We start from the raw sequence: 18,596 nt of genomic DNA, 5'->3' as shown, positions 1-18,596 counted from the left end.
GCGGCGTCAGGACGCGGCGCCGGTGAGCTGCGGGCGCACTTCCTGCGCGAACTTGGTCATGGAGCGCAGGACCTGCTCCTGCGGCTGGCTGCCGGCGTCGAACCAGCCCACGAGGCCGCCGATCCCGGTGGCCTTCTTGTAGTCCTCGAGCTGCTGGGCGACGTCGTCGGAGGAGCCGAGGATGATGGCGCCTTTGTCGAGGTAGTCCTGGAAGCTCAGCTCATTGAGGCCCAGGCCCACCTTGGCCCGGTTGCTGAGGATGCTGAGATACCACATGAGGCCTTGCTCGTACTCCCTGGCCGCGGTCGCGCGGTCATCGGAGACGTGGATGGCCTTGAGCTGCGAGGAGCGGGCCACGAGCTCGTCGATCTCGTCGTAGCTGCGGCCGGCATCGCGCGCCTCCTCGCGGTAGATGTTGACGAGGCGGGCCATGTCCTCCCATGTGGGCATCTGGCCGAGCACGAAGGCGAAGCCCTCGCGAGCGGCGTTCCGCAGGGAGGCCTCGGTCTGGGAGACCATCACGAAGACGGGCGGGTGCGGCTTCTGCAGCGGCATCGGCATGAGCTGGATCTCCGTCGCCTGCTCGCCGCGGCCGGGCACCCGGAAGTGCTTGCCCTGGTAGCTGATCCTCCCGTTCCGCCAGCCCTCCATGATGATGTCGAAGGTCTCCTGGTAGCGCTCGTCGCGCTCGTCCGGATCGATGTCGTAGGCCTGGAACTCGAGCAGGTCGTATGCCTTGCCGATGCCGAAGTTCAGGCGGCCGTCGCTGATGACGTCGAGCAGCGAGAAGTCCTCGGCGAGCTTGAGCGGGTGGTTCATGGGCAGGCGGGTGACGCCGGAGCCCAGCCGGATGTTCTTCGTCGTGCCCGCGCAGGCGGCCAGCAGCACCTGCGAGGAGGAGATGATGCCGTACTGGCGAGCGTTGTGCTCGGCCACCCAGGCCTCCTCGAAGCCGAGCTCGTCGGCGAGCCTGATCTGCTCGAGGTTCTTGTGCACCGCCTCGCGCTCGGTGGTCCAGTCCGGCACGTTGGTCAGGCAGAAGATCCCGAAGTGCAGCTGGTCGTGGCTCACGCTTACCTCCATCGGCAGTCGATGCCGCGAGCGCTCGGCCCGGCATCGTGTGGTCTGAGTGATGCTTGTTTCTATACAAGCTTATACACATATTGCACCCGAGACGCCTTCCGCGCAAGACTGGGGATTAGAATAGTCGAAATCGGCCCCTGGACAGATCATTGAGATAGGTGTGTATAGTTTCGACCGTGAACGGGCTTCTCCGCGAAGACGCGGGGACACGCACTCGTGAGGAGTGAGGATGGAACACAGCAGAGCGGTCGTCGTCACCGGCGCGGGCAGCGGCCTGGGCGCCGCTGCCGTGCGCAGGTTCCTGGCCGCCGGATACGCCGTCCACGGCTTCGACCTGAACCCCGGGGACGCACCCGTCCCGGAGGCAGCCGCCGCGCAGTTCTTCCCCGCCGCCGTCGACGTCACGGACGATGCCGCGGTGGGGAGGGCGGTGGCCGCGGCCGCGGCCGTGCACGAGATCGTCGGCCTCGTGCACTGCGCGGGGATCGCGGCGTTCGGTCCCGCACAGCCGGGCCACCTCCTCGCGCCCGACACCGGGGAGCCCTTCGACAACCTCGCGGCGATCGAGCGCACCCTGCGCGTGAACCTCCTGGGCTCGTTCGTCACCGTGCGCCGCGTCGCCGCGTCCATGGCCGCACGCGAGGTGCCCGCGGGGGCGGAGCGCGGCTTCATCGTGCTCACCTCCTCCGGCGCGGCAACCGACGGCAAGGCGGGGCAGTCCGCGTACTCGGCCTCGAAGTCCGGCGTCATCGGCATGACCCTGCCGCTGGCCCGGGAGCTGGGGGCCTTCGGCATCCGGGTCGCGACCATCGCGCCCGGGCTCTTCGACACGCCGATCCTCGACGGCACCCCCAAGCTCACGCGCCATGTGCCCTTCCCTGCACGGGTGGGGAATCCCGAGGAGTTCGCGGCCCTCGCGCACCACATCGCGGAGAACGCCTACATCAACGGCGAGGTGATCCGCATCGACGGCGGCATCCGCGGCGAGTTCGCCTCGCCTGCGCCCTTCGTCCGCTGAGCGGCCGGATCCCTCCACTCACCTCCTCGCGGTCCGCGGATGAGGCCCCGTACGCGGCCCACCGCGCCTCCGCGCACCGGCCGCGCCGCGGACGCCGCACCCGCCGGCCTCGCCGGCGAGCAGCGGCCCCACACCCCCGAGAAAGCGAGATCCACCCATGCTGAAAACCGTCAGAGCTCTGGAGAGAGTGCTCTCCGGGCTCGCAGCACTCGCCCTGATCGCCCTCATCGTGCTCAGCGTCTCCCACGCCCTGGGACGCACCTTCTTCGGGGCGCCCGTCCACGGGGCCAATGAGATCGCCGCCCAGTGGCTCCTGCCGATCATCGTGCTCTTCGCGATCCCCAGCGCGCAGGTCTGGAAGGAGCACTACGTCGTCACGATCGCCACCGAGCGCATGGGTCCGCGCTCGCTGTCCCTGCTCAAGCTCATCGGGTTCCTCGCCGGCGCCGCGCTGTGCGCGGGCCTCGCCTGGTACGGCTTCGAGGAGGCCTTGAAGAAGGCCGCCGTCGGGGCGACGGCGGGCATCACCTCGCTGCCGGTCTGGCCGTTCCACTTCCTGGTCCCCATCGGCATGACCGTGTGCACCCTCGTCTTCGTCCTGGACGCCCTGCTCGCCTTCAGGCACCCGGAGGACGACCTCAACACCGGCACCGGCCGGTCGATCAACGTCGATCCCGAAGAAGAAGTTCTCTGAGAGGGGCCTTCATGTCGTCAGTCACCCCCGACTCCTCCGTCGAGAGCCGTCCCGCCGCAGCCGAGGCCTCCGCGACCGCCGAGCGCGGCCGGGCCCGGAAGCTGCCCCTGGGCTTCCTCATCGCAGCCGGCATCAGCGTCGTCTGCGCCGTGGGCCTCTTCACCTCGGTCAGCGACGTCGCCTCCGGGCTCTGGGCCATCGCGCTCATGGTCTCGCTCATGTTCACGGGCATGCCCATCGCGGTCGCGCTGGGCGTCGCGAGCGTCCTCGGCATCTACTACGTGAGCGGCACCCTCGCGCTCACCAATGTGCTCTCGACCTCCGCCTTCACAGCTGCGTCCTCGTGGTCGATGACCGTGCTCCCCCTGTTCATCTTCATGGGGCTCCTGCTCACCCAGGCCGGGCTGACCCAGCGCCTCTACCGTGCCACGGACCTCTGGTTCGGCTGGCTGCCCGCCGGCATCGGCATCGGGACCACCGCGGCGGGAGCAGGTCTCGCCTCGGTGTCCGGCTCCACCATCGGCATGACCTATGCCCTGGGCCGCGCGGGGATCCCCGAGATGCTCCGGGCCGGCTACGACCGCAGGATCGCGGTGGGCACCATCATCATCGCGGGCCTGCCGGGGCAGCTGATCCCCCCGAGCATCCTGCTGGTGGTCTACGCGGGCATCGCCTCCGTGCCGGTGGGCCCCCAGCTCATCGCCGGCGTCATCCCAGGCCTCGCGATCGCCTTCGCCTATGCGCTCATGTTCCTCTTCATCGGCATCTTCCTGCCCCGGCTGGTGGGCCGGGGCAAGCACGCCGCGGCACAGGCGGAACGGACCGTCACATGGGGTGAGCGCTTCGACGCTCTGGCCAAGATCTGGGGCTTCCCGCTCATCATGCTCGTGCTCTTCGGCGGCATGTTCACCGGCGTCTTCACCCCGAGCGAGGCGGGTGCGGCGGCCGCCGGCATGTCCCTCGTCCTCGCCGTGCTCTACACGTGGCGTGAGAAGCCGCTGGCGCAGGTCGCCACGGCTGCGACGAACACGGTGAAGGCCTCGGCCGCGGTGTTCTTCATCCTCATCGGGGCGGAGATGCTCACTCGGATGCTCGCGGTGACCGGGCTCGCCGAGGCCGTCACGGGCTTCATCACGGGCCTCGGGCTCTCCCGGTTCGCCTTCCTCTGCGTCCTCATCGTGCTCTACATCTTCATGGGCATGTTCTTCGACACGATGGCGATGATGCTGCTGACGATCCCCATCCTGCTTCCCGCCTTCGCCGCCTTCGACATCGACCTCATGTGGTTCGGCATCTTCATCGTGCTGCTGGGCGAGATCGGCATGATCACGCCGCCGGTGGGGGTCCTCTCCTATGTGGTCTACAACCTGTGCAAGCGCAGGGAGATCAACACCGGGGTCAGGATCAGCCTGGGCGATGTCTTCACCTCGCTCCTGTGGTTCCTGCCGCTGTCCCTGGCCTTCCTGCTCCTGCTCATCGCGTGGCCGGACCTCGCGCTCTGGCTGCCGAGCATCTCGCAGGCGCAGTAGCGCGCGAGAACCTGCGCGGACCTCCGGCTCGCGGCGCCCTGCGGCCGCCTCGGAGGTCCGCGCACTTCTGCACCCACCCCCTATAGAGGAGAGCACATGTCCGCACTCTCGCGACTGCACGACAAGGTCGCGCTGGTCTCCGGCGCCGCCTCGGGCATCGGCCTGGCCACCGCGCGGAGGCTGACGGAGGAGGGAGCGTGCGTGGTGCTCGCGGACCTCGACGCCGAGACCGGAGCATCCCGGGCGGAGGAGCTCGGCACCGACCGGGCGCACTTCGCGGAGCTCGACGTCACGGACCCCGGCTCCTGGGCCGCGGTCGTGCACAGGTCCCTGGACCGATTCGGGCAGCTCGACGGGCTCGTGAACTGCGCGGGAGTGGGCGGCGGGGGCAGCCTGTGCGAGACCTCGGAGGAGGACTGGCGGCGGGTGATGTCGGTGAACCTCGACGGCGTGTTCTTCGGGATGAGGGCGGCCCTGCCCGCCCTCCTCGAGCGCGAGACCTCCTCCGTCGTCAACATCTCCTCCATCGCCGGGCTTGTGGGCTTCAAGGGCTCCGCCGCCTATGCCGCCTCGAAATGGGGCGTCCACGGGCTCACGAAGACGGCAGCGCTGGAGCTGGGCGAGCACGGGGTGCGCGTGAACTCCGTCCACCCCGGCAGCATCGCCACGCCGCTGACCGCCGGCCTCACCCGGGGCATCGGCCAGATCCCGGCCGGCCGGGTGGGCGCACCGGAGGAGATCGCGCACCTGGTCGTCCACCTCGTGTCGGACGAATCTCGCTTCACCAACGGCGCCTCGATCGCGGTGGACGGCGGGGAGACGGCGGGCAACAGCCTCCGCGGCCTGCTCTGAGGGGCGCCGGGCCGGCACAGCAGTGCGGGAGCCGTCTCATGACGGTTCCCGCACTTCTCGCTCCGCCTGCTGTCACACCGGAGCGGGCCGGTTCATGCGAGCGCAGGCACGCTCACTTCGGACGGTGGGCGGCGAGCACCTCCTCGTAGAAGCGGTCGACGAGCGGGGTGAGGTACTCGGTGTCGACCACCTCGCCGCTGCCCTGATACCAATCGGCGAAGTCGAGGTAATCGCCCTCGTCCACATAGCCGAGCTCCTCCGTGATGCCCCGCCACTTCTCCGCGGACTCCTCGACCTCGCTCAGCAGCGCCGCGCCGTCGAGGTTCTCGGACTCCCGCACGCTGTCGAGGATCTGCGCATTGCCCTCCTGGAGTAACGCGGAGGACTGCTCGTCGAGGAAGTGCATCCCGCCGCCGTTCTCCTCGGCACCGGCGGCGACCGCCTGCGAGGAGACGAAGGAGTTGCCGAGCTCGGCGAGGTTGTAGGTGACGATCCGGTCGAAGATCAGCTGCTGCGCGGCCAGGGGCAGGCCCTCCCAGCTCGCACCGGCGACGATGCTGCCGGGACCGGAGACGAAGCTGCTGTCCTTCGGGACGTAGACGTTCGCGGCGGTCTCCACCCAGCCGAAGCCCATGATCGAGGTGAGCGAGCCGAAGGTGCACTGGATGACGTTGCGCTGCAGCCCCTCGTAGGTCTCGGCGAGCTGGAGGGAGACGCTCGACCCGCCGAGTGCCTCGATCTGCTGCGTCTGGGCCTCGGCATTGGCCCGGATCTGGCTGTCGTCGAAGTTCGCCTGGGCGCTCTTCTCGTCCGCGCAGGCGAGCGCCGTGGCACCGAAGGTGTTGTAGGGGTTGAGCACGGTCATGCCCTGGGCCTCGAACTCGGCCATCACCTCGGGCGAGCCGAAGGAGGCCTCCTGCGCGGCGAAGTGCGAGACGATCTCGCCCTGCAGGGGGCTGGAGGGCAGGCTCACGAGCGAGTTCTGGACGTCGACGAACGCCTTCATCTCGTCCGCGTGGTAGGAGGTGAGCCAGTGGGCGAGGTCGAGGCGACCGTCGGCGAGCGCTCCGGCGATGTCATCGGGCGGGACGACGGCGTTGCCGTAGACGACCTCGATCTCGATGGCCCCGCCCGACCACTCCTCGACGGATTCCGCGAAGGCGGCGTCGCGCTGGCCGGAGGTGGACTCCGCGGTGGCGGCGGAGACCTGGAAGGCGAGGCTGACGGGTTCCATGTCGGCGAGCGCCTGCTGGTAGTCCTCCATGCTCGCGCCCGCGGGCACCCCTTCGCCACCGGATGCGGCCGCGTCCGCGCGGTCCGCCTTGGAACAGCCGGCGAGAGCGAGCAGCGGGACTGCGAGGAGTGCCGCCGCGCGTGCGCCGGTGCGGATGCGTGACCGCGTGCGCGGCCGGGAGAGTGCTGTCATGCGTGCGTCCTTCTCTTCTCCGAGGTGTGGTCTGCCGGCGGCGCGGTCTCACCGCTGCGGCCGGTGACGCGCGCGAGGGCGGCCGCCCCCATGAGCGTCGTGTCGATGCCGATGCCGCTCGCGATCGTCATCACGTCGATCACCTGGGCCGGGTTCGCGCCGTACCGCAGCGCCTTCTCCGTGTGCACGCTGATCCCGGCCGAGAACAGGTGGGTGGTGGCGACGTCGATCGCGACGTAGACGAGCTCTCGGAACCAGTCCGGGAGGGTGCCGTGGTTCCAGGGGATGCTGGAGAGGTCGAGGTAGGCCTCGAAGTACTCGGGAGTGTGGGCGAGGACGACGTCCCAGCCCGGCGACCAGTACTTCCGCTCGCGGATGAAGCGCTCCTTGAGTGCGGTCCGGTGAGGATCCCCGGGCTCCTCGGAGACCTCCTCGGCGAGCCCGAGGCGTTCGAACGCCTCGTGTGCGAGCGGCACGCCCACGAGCATGGAGTGCGTACCCAGCGATGCGGCCAGCTGCAGGGTCTCCATGACCTCGGCCTCGGTCGCTCCGGCACTAAGCGCCTGTGCGATGTGGAGCTCCGTCGCGGCGGGATGCAGGTATGTGACCTGTGCGTTCACCGCGACGGCGATGAGCTCGCGCTCGCGCGCCGAGAGCGCTGCCCGCTGGGCCGTGACGCGCAGCAGACGGTCATAGGCCACGAGATAGCGCGGATCCTCGCGCAGCAGCGCTTCGTGCTCCTCCGACCAGTGGCCGTGGGCGGCCTCGAAGTCCCGCCTCAGCAGGGACCGGTCCGGATGTGCTTCCACCATTGTCGACCTCTCCGGCACGCACTCCTCTGTGCGCGCCTGCGGTCTCCTCATTATGGTGAAACTAGACAGACATGTCTATATAAATATCATGTGCGGACCGGAACGCCCCAGTAACCCCAGAGGCCCCCGCTCACCCCTGCCGGCCATCGCAGTCGAGCCGGGCCCGACAACACCACAGTTACCCCGGCCAGCACCAAGAAGCAGCGGACCTTGACTGCCTCAACAGTGGCATCTACTGTTACCTGAACACTATTGTTCGACTAAGAACAGTCCATGACAGAGGTGCATAAGGCTGACACTCCACCATATGGACAAATCTGTACATATGCGTGTGAAGCGGAATCGACGTACGGGACAGCTCCCGTGCGAGCGCATCCGCCTCCTACCGCACGGCCGCATCGCGCACCTTCCCGAGCTCGGGCGGATTGCCGCCCCGAAAGGCCGCAATCATGACGCTGCGACTCATCACCACATTCGCCATAGGATCGACCGCCGCTCTCCTCGCAGGCTGCGGCAGCTCGGCAGGCCCCGCCGAGGATGCGGCTTTCCCCGCAGGGACGATGACGGTCGTCGTGCCCTTCTCACCCGGAGGCCCCACCGATCTGGCGGTGCGCAGCATGGCACCGCTCATCGAGGAACGCACAGGACAGACCGTCGTCACCGAGAACAAGCCGGGGGCGACCGGTACCATCGGGATGAACTACGTCATCGGCGCGAAGCCCGACGGTCTCACCTCGGCCATCGCCTGCACGAGCAGCGCCGTCGTCGTGCCCCTGACCCAGGAGAACCCGCCCTACGCCACAGCGGACTACCGCACGGTGGGCTCGGTGACCGCGGGTCCCATCGCCTTTCTGGTGAACAAGGACTCCGAGTACGACGACATCGGCGAGCTCCTCGCTGCGGCGGAGGCGTCTCCCGACACTCTGACCGCGGGCACGAGCGGAGCGAACTCGCACAACTCCCTTGAGCTGAAGCGCCTCGCCGACCTGCACGGAGCGTCTTTCACCGAGGTCCCGTTCGAGGGCAACTCCGCCGCCACCGCGGCACTGCTGGCAGGGGACATCGACGTGGCCTTCATCTCGGTCGCGGACGACATTCCGCAGTACATGGAAGAGGGCAGCCTGCGGATGCTCGCCGTCGCCTCGGCCGAGCGGAGCACCGCCGAGGCTCTCGAGGACGTTCCCACACTGGCGGAATCGGGCTATTCCGACATGGTGAACGGGAGCAGCGCATGTGGCATCGTCGTGCCGGCGGAGACACCGGACGACATCGTGGACGCCTATTCCGGCATCCTCGGAGAGGTCACGGCCGACCCGGAATTCCGCGAAGCGGTGGGCGAGGACAGGGTCACGGACCCCTATCTTCCCGGTGACGAGATGACCGCATTCTTCGAGAACCAGCTCGAAGCCTACGAAGGGCTGGTGGACGGCGGAGCAGGCAACTGAGCCATGGGTGCGCTCTCTCCCTCGCCCGAGACCGGCCCGCGTCAGCCGCAGGCCCCACCGCTGCGATGGTCTGTCGGCCGCCTCGCATTCCCTGCAATCGCAGCAGCGGTCTCAGCGGTGTTCCTCGTCCACGCGCTCGGCCTGGGCTTCGGCACCCTGCAGACTCCCGGAGCCGGCCTGTGGCCCTTCTCGATCGCGATCATCACCATTGTGCTGGCCGTGATCCAAACAGTGCTTCCGAGTGCCCCCGGCAGCACCGCAGATGCGGCAGCGGAATCACGGGGAAGACCTCACATCCATGCCCTCGCACTGGGGGTGATGATGATTGGCTGCGCATTCCTCGTGGACCTCGTGGGCTATCTGCCGCTGACCGCCGCCCTCGTCTTCGCCGCCGCGGTGTTCGTCGCCCGCGCACGCTGGTGGAGCGCAGCCCTCACCGCACTCATCTCGGCGGGGCTGGTGTACACGGTGTTCTCCGCCTTCCTCGGAATCCCCCTTCCGGCCTGGCCTGCATTCTGAACCGCACAGGCGCGGCCGCGGTGACGTGGTGCGCACCTCCCTCCGACCGCACTGGAGCAGCAGTGGAACCCCTTCTCACCGGCTTCGAAGTCGCACTCTCCCTGCAGAACATCTTCTACGTATTCATCGGCGTCCTCCTGGGCACAGTCGTCGGTCTGCTTCCGGGACTGGGCCCCACCGCGGCGGTGTCAGTGCTGCTCCCCTTCACGTTCTCCCTCGAACCCGCATCGGCGATCATCCTGCTCGCCGGCATCTACTACGGCAGCATGTTCGGCGGACGTATCCCCGCCATCCTCATGAACCTCCCCGGTGATTCGTCCAGCGTGGTGACCACGTTCGACGGATACCCGCTGCGCAAGCAGGGGAAGGCCGGCGCGGCGCTGTCGATCACGGCGGTCGGTTCATTCATCGGCGGGACGATCGCGATCATCGGCCTCACCTTCCTGGCACCGCTCCTGAGCAGATGGGCTCTGAGCATCGGACCGCCGGAGATGTTCCTCCTCGCGCTCGCCGGGCTCATGATGATCGGGCTGCTGGCTGAGCAGCACCGCATCGCGGCGTTCACCGCCGCGGGACTCGGGGTGCTCCTCGCCGCGGTCGGCACGGACGCAGTGACGGGCGTGCCTCGTTTCACCTTCGGTTCTTTCTCCCTCATGGACGGGATCAGCATCGTCCCGCTGGCCGTGGGTCTGTTCGGGATCTCAGAGCTCATGATGGAGGCCGAACGCCGCTTCGCCCCGTCCTCGGTGGGCAGAATCGGCACGCTCTGGCCCTCGAAGGCGGAATGGCTCCTCACCCGGATGGCGATCGTGCGTGCATCGATCATCGGATTCGTCGTCGGAATCCTCCCGGGCGGAGGAGGCACGCTGTCATCGGTCCTCGCCTACGGCATCGAGAAGCGCTTCTCCGCGCAGCCGGAGAAGTTCGGCAAGGGGGCCGTCGATGGGATCGCCGCGACCGAGACCGCCGACAACGCCTCGGCAAACGCCTCCTTCATCCCGCTGCTGACGCTCGGCATCCCACCCAATTCGGTGCTCGCCGTCATCGCCGGGGCGCTCATGCTCCACGGCGTGGCACCGGGTCCACGGCTCATCGAAGACGCACCCGACGTGTTCTGGGGCGTCATCGCATCGATGTACATCGGGAGCATCATGCTGCTGGTGCTCAACCTGCCGCTCATCGGTCTGTTCACGAAGATCCTGGAGATCCCGCCCCACATCCTGCTCGGGATCATCCTCGCCGTCTCCGTGGCCGGCGTGTACAGCGTCCGGAACAACTGGTCGGACCTCCTCGTGATGGCCCTGGCCGGTCTGGCGGGCTATCTCTTCAAGAAGCTGTCCGTCCCCGTTGCACCCTTCATCCTCGCATTCGTGCTGGCACCCATCCTTGAGGACGAGTTCCGCAAGTCGATGCTGATCTCGCACGGCGATCTCAGTGTGTTCGTCAGCCGGCCGGCCTCGGCAGGCATCATCGTCGTCCTCGCAGCCGCAGCGGCCTACTTCTCCTATGCCTCGGCGAAGTCCGCTCGGGCGAAGCGCGAGCGGACGCGGAGCCTGGCATGAGACGGCACGGGCTGGTGCCGCGACTCAGACGCAGCCCGGACCGCGTCTACCGCGCCTGCAGCACCGCCACCAGGAAGTCCTCGGAGGCGGGCCTGATGTCCCACGTGCCCAGCCGGAGGCTCAGCCGCAGCCCCGCGGCCTCCGCATCGGCGAAGAAGTCCTCGAAGGCGTAGCCCCGCCCTGCGCCGAACCCGCAGACGAAGCGCGCGTCGTCGAACATGTGCGCTCGGATGCGCTCCAGCACCGAGACCCGCTCGTCCGTCGCGACGAAGGTCATGACGTTCCCGGCCATGACGACCAGATCGAACATCTTCTGCGAGCCCCAGGGCTCCCTCAGGTCCATCCTGGCCAGGTCGCCCACGTGCCATTCGGCCGCGGGGAAGTCCTGCCTGGCCACCTCGACGAGGTGCGGATCGAGGTCGACGCCCACCACCGCATGGCCGCGCTCCGACAGCCAGCCGCCCGTCCTGCCCGTGCCGCAGCCGGCGTCGAGGATCTTCGACTCCCGCTCCGCCATCGCGTCCGCGAAGCGCGCCTCACCGTCGATGTCCTGCCCCGCCTCGACCATCCGCCGCCAGCGGCGGGCGTAGTTCCGGGAGTGCTCAGGGTCCCGGGCCAGCGCCTCGGTCCACAGGTTCCCGTGGCCGGATCCGCCGCCGGAGACCGCGCCCGAGGCGCCCGCACCCGCCGCGGAACCGGCCTCGGCGAAGCCCTTCGCGCGTCCATCACCGGGCACTGCGCCGAGATGTGCGCCGCTCACCGCCGCCTCAGTCCCGGTCGACCAGCAGATGGGAAGCGCCCGCGGCCGCAGCCGTGACGGCGAGCACCGCAGGCCAGGCCCCGATCCTCTTCGCGAGCGGGTGCGAGAGGCCGAAGCCCAGCAGGTACGCCGCGGACAGCCCCACGGTCGTCCCCACCCCCCGCTTCTTCAGCCAAGTCCGGCCCGCATAGGCCCCGGCCGCGGCGAGCACCGCGCCCCCGAGCGGCCGGATCATCGTCTCCCGCGCCGTGAGGAACCCGCCCACGAGCCCGAGCGCCACGACCGGCGCCGTGCTGACTTCCCCTGCATCCTTGAAGATCGCTTCCTTCGCCATGCCCGGAGTCTATCGGTGCACCGAGGAACCTCGGCTCGGAGAATTGTCCATTGTGATAAGCGCACCGATGAGCTCTGCACGGCTCCTGTGCAAGACTGTCGCGGTAAGGAACATCTCCCGCCGGACGCGCCACACCGTCCCGGGGACCCCTGCGGACCTCCCACCGGCACCTGCTGGCGTGCCCTCGGACCCACGGCTCCAGAGCCTCGCGGACGTTCGCCGGTTTTGCACAGATCTGGAGAAGCACATGTCACAGCCTCCCGGCTACGGCTCCCACGACCCGGCGGGGATCAACCCCAACACCGGCCTTCCCTACTCCCCCGGTGAGGTGTCCGGCCCGGACGGCACCCGGGCCTATCCGCAGCAGGACGTCCCCGGCGGCCAGTACGGCTCCCCTCAGTCGCCGGCGTACGGAGCCCAGCCCGGCTACGGCTCCCCTCAGGCGCCCGGCTACGGAGACGCCTCGGGCTACGGGAACCAGAGCCCCTACGGCGGGCAGCCCTCCTACGGCGACCAGGGCGGGTACGGGCAGGCGCCCGGCTACGGCGATCAGGGCCCGTCCCCGTACGGCCAGTCCCCTCACGGTGCCGAGGCCGCGGGCGCGCCCGCCTATGCCCCGGCGGGCGACCAGTTCGCTCCGATGGGAGGCGCCTACGGCGCAGCTCCCGCCGGCGAGTCCGACAAGTCCTTCGTCGTCACCTGGCTCCTGGGCTGGCTCCTGGGCGGCCTCGGTGCGGACCGCTTCTACCTCGGCAAGATCGGGACGGCGATCGTCAAGCTGATCACGGCCGGCGGCTTCGGCATCTGGGCCCTCATCGACGTCTTCCGCACGCTGTTCGGCGCGACCCGTGACCAGCAGGGCCGCCCGCTGGCCGGCTACGAGCAGAACAAGAAGATGGCCCGCCTCGTCTTCTTCATCGTCTGGGGCCTCAGCGTCATCGTCAGCATCGTCATGGCGATCGTGCTGGCCGCCACCGGCATCTTCACCGCCGTGAGCAGCGGCTCCGGCGGCACCGGCGGCTCATCGAGCACCAGCGCACCGCAGGATCCGGCGGCAGACCCGGGTTCCGATTCCGACGGCCAGGGTGCCGCGGCCGGCACCGCCGCGGAGTGGGCGGAGACCAACTTCGGTACGTTCGAGACCGTCGAGCAGTCGGGCTCCGGCGACGGCCAGGTCGAGTTCCCCGCCGATGCGCAGGGCGCCGTCATCACCTTCGACTACGAGCCGAGCGAGAGCTTCGACTACGGCATGCTCGAAAGCGTCGGCGCGGACAACCAGACGACCTCGGACATCTACTTCAGCTCGGATTTCGGCACCCCGAGCACCAGCACCACGGCGTGGACCGCGACCACGGCCTCGGATCCCATCGCAGCCCTGAACGTGGACGGTGAGGGTGACTGGACCGTGACGATCGAGCCGATCTCCGCCCTCGAGACCCTGCCGGCGTCCGGCGAGGGCAACGGCGCATACCTCTACGAGGGCCCGGGCGGCACGCACACCATCAGCACGGACGGCGATATGGGCATGTTCGTCACCCAGTACGGCCGCACGGACTACGCCGAGGTCGCTCCCACCGTCGTCGTCTCCGAGTCCACCACCGCGTGGTCCGGCACCGGCGAGCTCGAACCCGGCCCCGGCCTCGTGACGATCATGACCGACGGCGCCTGGGAGATCGCCCCGCAGTGACGCCTGGGCCCTGAGCTCCGCCAGGCGGCCGCCGAGCTGCCGCTGGGCGCGCAGGGCACTGGAGCTGCACTCCCGAGCCTCTGACCCGCCCTCGATCCCCAAGTGACGTCTGCGTACCGGCCGTGCTGCACGGCCGGTACGCAGACGTCACTTGCATACAGGGGGAGACACGGAAGGAGGAGAGGAGGCCGGAGAATCCACGGGCCGGGCCCGTCGCCCGCCTCGGGCTCACTATTGTGGGAGCAGCGGCCGGCTGCGCGAGGTCGCGAAAGCCGGACCGCGAAGACCCGAGCGCCAGGAGCCGGGACCACAGGAGGACGGAGGAGGACCATGACCGCCATCGACCTCAACGCCGATCTGGGCGAGAACGCCCCCGATCGCATCGTCAGCGATGACGGAGCCATGCTCGAGCTGGTGACCAGCGCGAACGTCTCCTGCGGGTTCCATGCCGGCACCCCGGAGGGCATCCGCGGGACTCTCGCCGCCGCAGTGCTGCGCGGCACGGCGATCGGAGCGCATCCCAGCTACGACGACCACGAGGGCTTCGGCCGCCGCACCCTCGAGGTCACGCCGGCAGCGCTCCAGGCGCAGATCGAGTACCAGATCGGCGCCCTCATGGGTCTGGCCTCGGCGGTGGGCGGCCGGGTCAGCTACGTCAAGCCCCACGGGGCGCTCTACAACGACATCGTCCGCGAGGAGGCGCTGGCCCGGGTCGTCGTCGCGGCCGTGAGGGCGGTCGACCCCGGGCTCGCATTCCTGGGGCTGGCCGGCAGCACGGCCAACCGGATCGCCGCCGAAGCCGGCCTCCGGGTCGCCGCCGAGGCCTTCGCCGACCGCGCCTACGCCCCCGACGGCTCGCTCGTCCCCCGCTCCCGACCGGACGCCGTGCTCCACGACCCGGAGCTCGTCGCCGAGCGCGTGGTGCGCCTCGCCGAGGAGGGCGCCGTCGACGCCGTTGACGGCTCGCGGATCCGCGTCGAGGCCCAGTCCCTCTGCTTCCACGGGGACAGCCCCGGTGCGGTCGGCATGGCCCGCTCGGCACGCGCCCGCCTCGAGGCCGCGGGAGTGCGGCTGACCCCCTTCACCGGCGGCTTCACCGGCGGACCCACCGGCGGCGGGCGATGATCCCGGTCTTCCGCACCGCCTCGCCCCGCGCCCTGCTCGCCGAATGCCCCGATCTGCGCTCCACGATGCGCCTGCACCGCGCACTCACGAACGCCGGTCTCGCAGGCGTGGAGGAGCTCGTCCCTGCGGCGCGGACGGTGCTGGTCCGCTTCGACCCGCACCGGACCTCGGCGGAGCGGCTCCGCGCCCGGATCGCGGACCTCGACCTCGCGGAAGCGGAGGCCGAGGCGCCCCGCGAGGTGACCGTCGACGTCCGCTACGACGGCGAGGACCTGGCGGAGGTCGCCTCCCTGCTGAACGTCGCCGCGGACGAGCTGATCCGCAGGCACGTGCAGGCCCGGTGGCAGGTCGCGTTCTCCGGCTTCGCACCGGGATTCGGCTACCTCGCCTGCGACGACCCGCTCTTCCGCGTGCCGCGCCGGTCCTCCCCGCGCACGCGCGTGCCCGCGGGAGCCGTGGCACTGGCCGATGAGTTCACCGGCGTCTACCCGCGCAGCACCCCCGGCGGCTGGCAGCTGATCGGACGCACGGAGGCCCGCCTGTGGGACCTCGACCGCACACCGCCCGCCCTGCTCGTACCCGGCACCGCGGTCCGGTTCCGCCGGGCCGCGCCCGAGGCGATCACGGCCGCCGCTCCCACGGCACCTGCCGCGTCCGAGGACACCGCCGTTCCCCTCCCGCGTTCCGGCACAGCCCCGCTGGCGGCTGACTCCTCCCCGCAGAGGGCCACCGGTGCGAGCGAGGGGACGGCCCCGGACGCTCCGGAGGAAGCGGCCTTCCCCGCACCGGAGGGGGCGGCAGCCTCGGCGTCCGCCCCCTCCAGGACTTCCGCGACCGTCGAGGTGCTGCGTCCCGGCCTGCAGCTGCTCGTCCAGGACCTCGGCCGCGAGGGTTCGGCGGCCCTCGGCGTCGCAGCGGCGGGTGTCGCCGACAGGACCGCGTTCGCCCAGGCCAACCGCGCTGTGGGCAATGCGCCGGGGGCCGCGGTGCTCGAGAGCTTCGGCGGCGGCGCCCGCCTGCGGTTCGCCGGGAGCACGGTCGCGGCGGTGACGGGCGCCTCGGGCGCGGTCATCCTCACCGCGGCGAACGGCGAGGTCCACAGTCCGGCACCGGGTGCGCCGTTCGCCGTCGAGTCCGGCGACGTCCTCGACCTCGGCCCGGTGCGGGAGGGGATGAGGCGCGTGGCCGCGGTGCGCGGCGGCGTCGCGGCAGCGCCGGTGCTCGGCAGCGTCTCCACCGACACCCTCGCGCACCTGGGCCCGGAGCCGCTCGCCGCCGGCGATGTCCTCGCCCTCGGCGCACCGCGCACCGCCCCGCATCCGGTGGATCCCGTCCCGGCCCCGCCCCGCAGCTTCACGATGCCTCCCGCCTCCGCGGACGGCTCGCCCACGACTCGCACCGGCCTCCCCTCTCCCGGAGACGCAGTGGTGCTCACGGTCATCCTCGGACCGCGCGAGGACTGGTTCACCGCTGAGGGCCTCGCGACTCTGCTGAGCCAGGAGTGGACCGTGACGCCGGACTCGGACCGCGTGGGCATGCGCCTGCACGGACCGGTCCCGCTGGAGCGCGCCCGCACCGGCGAGCTGCCCAGCGAGGCCGCCGTCACCGGCGCGCTGCAGGTCCCGCCCGACGGGCAGCCCGTGCTCTTCGGCCCCGACCACCCGCTCACGGGCGGCTACCCCGTCATCGCCGCCGTCACGGACACCGATCTGGCCGCCCAGCTCCCACCCGGCACTCGCGTGCGCTTCGCACTGCCGGAATTCGCACCGCCGGAGGGCGAGCGCCGCACGCCTGCCGGGACGCCCGCCTCCCGCACCGCACCCTTCGAGGAGAGCTGATATGCCCACCGTCCTCATCGCCAACCGCGGCGAGATCGCCCTGCGCGTGATCCGCGCCTGCGCCGTCGCCGGGCACCGCAGCGTCGCCGTCTGCGCCGAGCAGGACCTCGGCGCCCTCCACGCGGAGCTCGCCGACGAGACGCATGTGCTGCCCGGCACCTCGGCGGCGGACACATACCTGAATGCCGAGGCGCTCCTGTCCGCGGCACGCGCCGCCGGCGCCGATGCGATCCACCCCGGCTACGGCTTCCTCTCCGAGAGCGCGGAGTTCGCCGCCGCGGTCGAGGCCGCCGGGCTCATCTGGATCGGCCCCACGGCGGAGGCCATCAGGGCGCTCGGCGACAAGGTCACGGCCCGGCAGCTCGCCCAGCGGGTGGGCGCGCCGCTGGCTCCCGGCATCGACCGCCCGCTGAAGGACGCGAGCGAGGTCGAGGACTTCATCGCCGCCCACGGCCTGCCCGTCGTCATCAAGGCCGCCCACGGCGGCGGTGGCCGGGGCATGAAGGTCGTCCGGGAGGCCGCCGAGGCGCCCGCCGCCTTCGAGGCCGCCTCCCGGGAGGCGCGGGAGGCCTTCGGGCGGGGCGAGTGCTTCGTCGAGCGCTTCCTCGAGCGCCCCCGCCATGTCGAAGTGCAGGTGCTCGGCGACGGAGAGGGCACGGTGATCGCCGTGGGCGACCGGGACTGCTCGGCCCAGCGCCGCAACCAGAAGCTCGTCGAGGAGGCTCCTGCGCCGGACCTGAGCCGCGAGCAGCGCGAGCGCCTGCACCGCTCCGCCGAGCGCATCTGCGCCGAGGTGGGCTACCGCGGAGCCGGCACCGTCGAGTTCCTGCTCGGCGCCGAGGGCACCATGACGTTCCTCGAGGTCAACACCCGGCTCCAGGTGGAGCACCCCGTGACGGAGGCGGTCACCGGCGTCGACCTCGTCGCGGAGCAGCTGCGGGTGGCGTTCGGGGAGGGCCTGTCGCTGGCCTCGGCGCCGGAGCCGCGCGGGCACGCCGTCGAGGTGCGCGTGAACGCGGAGGATCCCGGGCGCGGCTTCCTCCCCAGCCCCGGCCGGATCACCGCACTGCGCGTGCCCGGCGGTCCCGGTATGCGGTGGGACTCCGGCGTGACCGCGGGGGACGCCGTCCAGCCGGCCTTCGACTCGCTCATGGCCAAGCTCATCGTGCACGGCCCCGATCGCGAGACCGCGATCCGCCGCACCCGCGCCGCCGTGCGGGAACTGCAGATCGAGGGGCCGGCGACGGTGCTGCCCTGCGCGCTCGCGATCCTCGAGCATCCGGACTTCTGCGGCGGGCCTGCCGGCGACGGCGGTCTCCGCATCCACACGCAGTGGATCGAATCCGTGCTCATGCCGGAGTTCGCGCCGCAGCGGCGGCCCGCTCCGCTCGCGCAGGCCCCGCTCCACCGGTTCCGCGTCGAGGTCGACGGCAGGTCCGTGGAGCTCGGCCTGCCGTCCGAGGCCGTGGGCGCACTGCTGGGCGCCGGTGTCGCGGGAACGGCGGCAGGGGCGGGAGCAGGGGCAGGAGCTGCGGCGGGAGGGCCCTGCGAGGCGACCTCGGGCGGCGGAGCCGATCCCGCCTCGGGCGCGGCAGCCGGCCCGGGAGCACGCTCCGGTGCGGTCGCCGCAGAAGGAGGGCGGCCCGATGCGAATGGCGAACCGGATCCCGCAGCCGTCCCCGCCCCCGTCACCGGCACCCTTGTGAGCCGACGGGCCGAGGACGGGGCCCGAGTGGAGGCCGGCGAGGAGATCGCGATGCTCTCGGCGATGAAGATGGAGACGCCTGTGACCGCGCACACCGGCGGGACCGTCACGTTCCTCGCGGAGGAGGGCGCACTCGTGGAGGCCGGCGAACCGCTCGCCCGGATCGAGGACTGAGCGCAGAACCACCCGATCGTCGTCTGCTGTGCG

General features: G+C 70.6%; 16 protein-coding genes. 11 read left to right on the top strand and 5 right to left on the bottom strand.

Features of this window, described 5'->3' with window-relative positions:
- Window positions 1–6 precede the first annotated feature (6 nt).
- On the bottom strand, window positions 7–1,071 hold the full coding sequence (locus K318_RS0110305) for an LLM class flavin-dependent oxidoreductase (RefSeq protein ID WP_029089432.1): 1,065 nt from the start codon (window positions 1,069–1,071) through the stop codon (window positions 7–9).
- A gap of 241 nt (window positions 1,072–1,312) precedes the next feature.
- Between K318_RS0110305 and K318_RS20965 the strand changes: the two genes are divergently transcribed.
- From K318_RS20965 to K318_RS0110285, 4 genes are all read left to right on the top strand, one after another.
- The gene (locus K318_RS20965; RefSeq protein WP_051297823.1) at window positions 1,313–2,101 is read left to right on the top strand and encodes an SDR family NAD(P)-dependent oxidoreductase; all 789 of its coding nucleotides are present in this window, start codon (window positions 1,313–1,315) and stop codon (window positions 2,099–2,101) included.
- Between the two features lie 157 nt (window positions 2,102–2,258).
- On the top strand, window positions 2,259–2,795 hold the full coding sequence (locus K318_RS0110295; protein WP_035281369.1) for a TRAP transporter small permease: 537 nt from the start codon (window positions 2,259–2,261) through the stop codon (window positions 2,793–2,795).
- An 11-nt stretch (window positions 2,796–2,806) separates the two neighbouring features.
- Window positions 2,807–4,324, top strand: coding sequence for a TRAP transporter large permease (locus K318_RS0110290; RefSeq protein WP_029089430.1), 1,518 nt, complete (start codon window positions 2,807–2,809; stop codon window positions 4,322–4,324).
- Between the two features lie 96 nt (window positions 4,325–4,420).
- On the top strand, window positions 4,421–5,176 hold the full coding sequence (locus tag K318_RS0110285) for an SDR family NAD(P)-dependent oxidoreductase (protein WP_029089429.1): 756 nt from the start codon (window positions 4,421–4,423) through the stop codon (window positions 5,174–5,176).
- Between the two features lie 112 nt (window positions 5,177–5,288).
- Here the strand turns inward: K318_RS0110285 and K318_RS0110280 are convergent, their stop codons facing one another.
- Complete coding sequence (locus K318_RS0110280; RefSeq protein ID WP_029089428.1) at window positions 5,289–6,602, bottom strand: type 2 periplasmic-binding domain-containing protein; 1,314 nt, start codon at window positions 6,600–6,602, stop codon at window positions 5,289–5,291.
- The gene (locus K318_RS20960) at window positions 6,599–7,414 is read right to left on the bottom strand and encodes a carboxymuconolactone decarboxylase family protein (protein WP_051297822.1); all 816 of its coding nucleotides are present in this window, start codon (window positions 7,412–7,414) and stop codon (window positions 6,599–6,601) included. Before K318_RS20960 ends, K318_RS0110280 begins: the two co-directional genes overlap by 4 nt.
- 449 nt (window positions 7,415–7,863) lie before the next feature.
- Between K318_RS20960 and K318_RS0110265 the strand changes: the two genes are divergently transcribed.
- From K318_RS0110265 to K318_RS20950, 3 genes are all read left to right on the top strand, one after another.
- Window positions 7,864–8,859, top strand: coding sequence for a tripartite tricarboxylate transporter substrate binding protein (locus K318_RS0110265; RefSeq protein ID WP_084499999.1), 996 nt, complete (start codon window positions 7,864–7,866; stop codon window positions 8,857–8,859).
- 3 nt (window positions 8,860–8,862) lie between these two features.
- Window positions 8,863–9,378, top strand: coding sequence for a tripartite tricarboxylate transporter TctB family protein (locus K318_RS23720; RefSeq protein ID WP_084499997.1), 516 nt, complete (start codon window positions 8,863–8,865; stop codon window positions 9,376–9,378).
- Window positions 9,379–9,440: 62 nt separating this feature from the next.
- A complete protein-coding gene (locus K318_RS20950) occupies window positions 9,441–10,940 on the top strand; it encodes a tripartite tricarboxylate transporter permease (protein ID WP_051297821.1) in 1,500 nt (499 codons plus the stop codon).
- A gap of 46 nt (window positions 10,941–10,986) precedes the next feature.
- Here K318_RS20950 and K318_RS0110250 read toward each other — a convergent pair whose 3' ends face one another.
- Both K318_RS0110250 and K318_RS0110245 read right to left on the bottom strand, forming a co-directional pair.
- Window positions 10,987–11,700, bottom strand: a complete 714-nt coding sequence (locus tag K318_RS0110250; protein WP_245579848.1) for a class I SAM-dependent methyltransferase — start codon at window positions 11,698–11,700, stop codon at window positions 10,987–10,989.
- Window positions 11,701–11,707: 7 nt separating this feature from the next.
- Complete coding sequence (locus K318_RS0110245) at window positions 11,708–12,034, bottom strand: hypothetical protein (protein ID WP_029089424.1); 327 nt, start codon at window positions 12,032–12,034, stop codon at window positions 11,708–11,710.
- Between the two features lie 247 nt (window positions 12,035–12,281).
- Between K318_RS0110245 and K318_RS24340 the strand changes: the two genes are divergently transcribed.
- The 4 genes from K318_RS24340 to K318_RS0110225 all read left to right on the top strand — a co-directional run bounded on the left by K318_RS24340 (window position 12,282) and on the right by K318_RS0110225 (window position 18,563).
- Window positions 12,282–13,721, top strand: a complete 1,440-nt coding sequence (locus tag K318_RS24340) for a TM2 domain-containing protein (protein WP_084499995.1) — start codon at window positions 12,282–12,284, stop codon at window positions 13,719–13,721.
- A 330-nt stretch (window positions 13,722–14,051) separates the two neighbouring features.
- Window positions 14,052–14,846, top strand: coding sequence for a LamB/YcsF family protein (locus tag K318_RS20940; RefSeq protein WP_051297820.1), 795 nt, complete (start codon window positions 14,052–14,054; stop codon window positions 14,844–14,846).
- On the top strand, window positions 14,843–16,684 hold the full coding sequence (locus K318_RS0110230) for a 5-oxoprolinase subunit B/C family protein (RefSeq protein ID WP_029089423.1): 1,842 nt from the start codon (window positions 14,843–14,845) through the stop codon (window positions 16,682–16,684). Before K318_RS20940 ends, K318_RS0110230 begins: the two co-directional genes overlap by 4 nt.
- 1 nt (window position 16,685) lies before the next feature.
- Entirely contained in the window at window positions 16,686–18,563 is a 1,878-nt protein-coding gene (locus tag K318_RS0110225) for an acetyl/propionyl/methylcrotonyl-CoA carboxylase subunit alpha (protein ID WP_029089422.1), read from the top strand.
- Window positions 18,564–18,596 lie beyond the last annotated feature (33 nt).

The sequence above is a fragment of the Brevibacterium album DSM 18261 genome (assembly GCF_000426445.1).
Taxonomy (GTDB): Bacteria; Actinomycetota; Actinomycetes; order Actinomycetales; family Brevibacteriaceae; genus Brevibacterium; species Brevibacterium album.
This window is presented reverse-complemented; position numbering and strand designations above follow the sequence as displayed.

Bases quoted from the DNA above. Each gene is read 5' to 3' on its own strand.
- K318_RS24340 (WP_084499995.1), top strand. From the start codon at position 12,282: ATGTCACAGCCTCCCGGCTACGGCTCCCACGACCCGGCGGGGATCAAC.
- K318_RS0110230 (WP_029089423.1), top strand. From the start codon at position 14,843: ATGATCCCGGTCTTCCGCACCGCCTCGCCCCGCGCCCTGCTCGCCGAA.
- K318_RS20965 (WP_051297823.1), top strand. From the start codon at position 1,313: ATGGAACACAGCAGAGCGGTCGTCGTCACCGGCGCGGGCAGCGGCCTG.
- K318_RS0110225 (WP_029089422.1), top strand. From the start codon at position 16,686: ATGCCCACCGTCCTCATCGCCAACCGCGGCGAGATCGCCCTGCGCGTG.
- K318_RS0110290 (WP_029089430.1), top strand. From the start codon at position 2,807: ATGTCGTCAGTCACCCCCGACTCCTCCGTCGAGAGCCGTCCCGCCGCA.
- K318_RS20940 (WP_051297820.1), top strand. From the start codon at position 14,052: ATGACCGCCATCGACCTCAACGCCGATCTGGGCGAGAACGCCCCCGAT.
- K318_RS0110265 (WP_084499999.1), top strand. From the start codon at position 7,864: ATGACGCTGCGACTCATCACCACATTCGCCATAGGATCGACCGCCGCT.
- K318_RS23720 (WP_084499997.1), top strand. From the start codon at position 8,863: ATGGGTGCGCTCTCTCCCTCGCCCGAGACCGGCCCGCGTCAGCCGCAG.
- K318_RS20960 (WP_051297822.1), bottom strand. From the start codon at position 7,414: ATGGTGGAAGCACATCCGGACCGGTCCCTGCTGAGGCGGGACTTCGAG.
- K318_RS0110285 (WP_029089429.1), top strand. From the start codon at position 4,421: ATGTCCGCACTCTCGCGACTGCACGACAAGGTCGCGCTGGTCTCCGGC.
- K318_RS0110245 (WP_029089424.1), bottom strand. From the start codon at position 12,034: ATGGCGAAGGAAGCGATCTTCAAGGATGCAGGGGAAGTCAGCACGGCG.
- K318_RS0110295 (WP_035281369.1), top strand. From the start codon at position 2,259: ATGCTGAAAACCGTCAGAGCTCTGGAGAGAGTGCTCTCCGGGCTCGCA.
- K318_RS0110280 (WP_029089428.1), bottom strand. From the start codon at position 6,602: ATGACAGCACTCTCCCGGCCGCGCACGCGGTCACGCATCCGCACCGGC.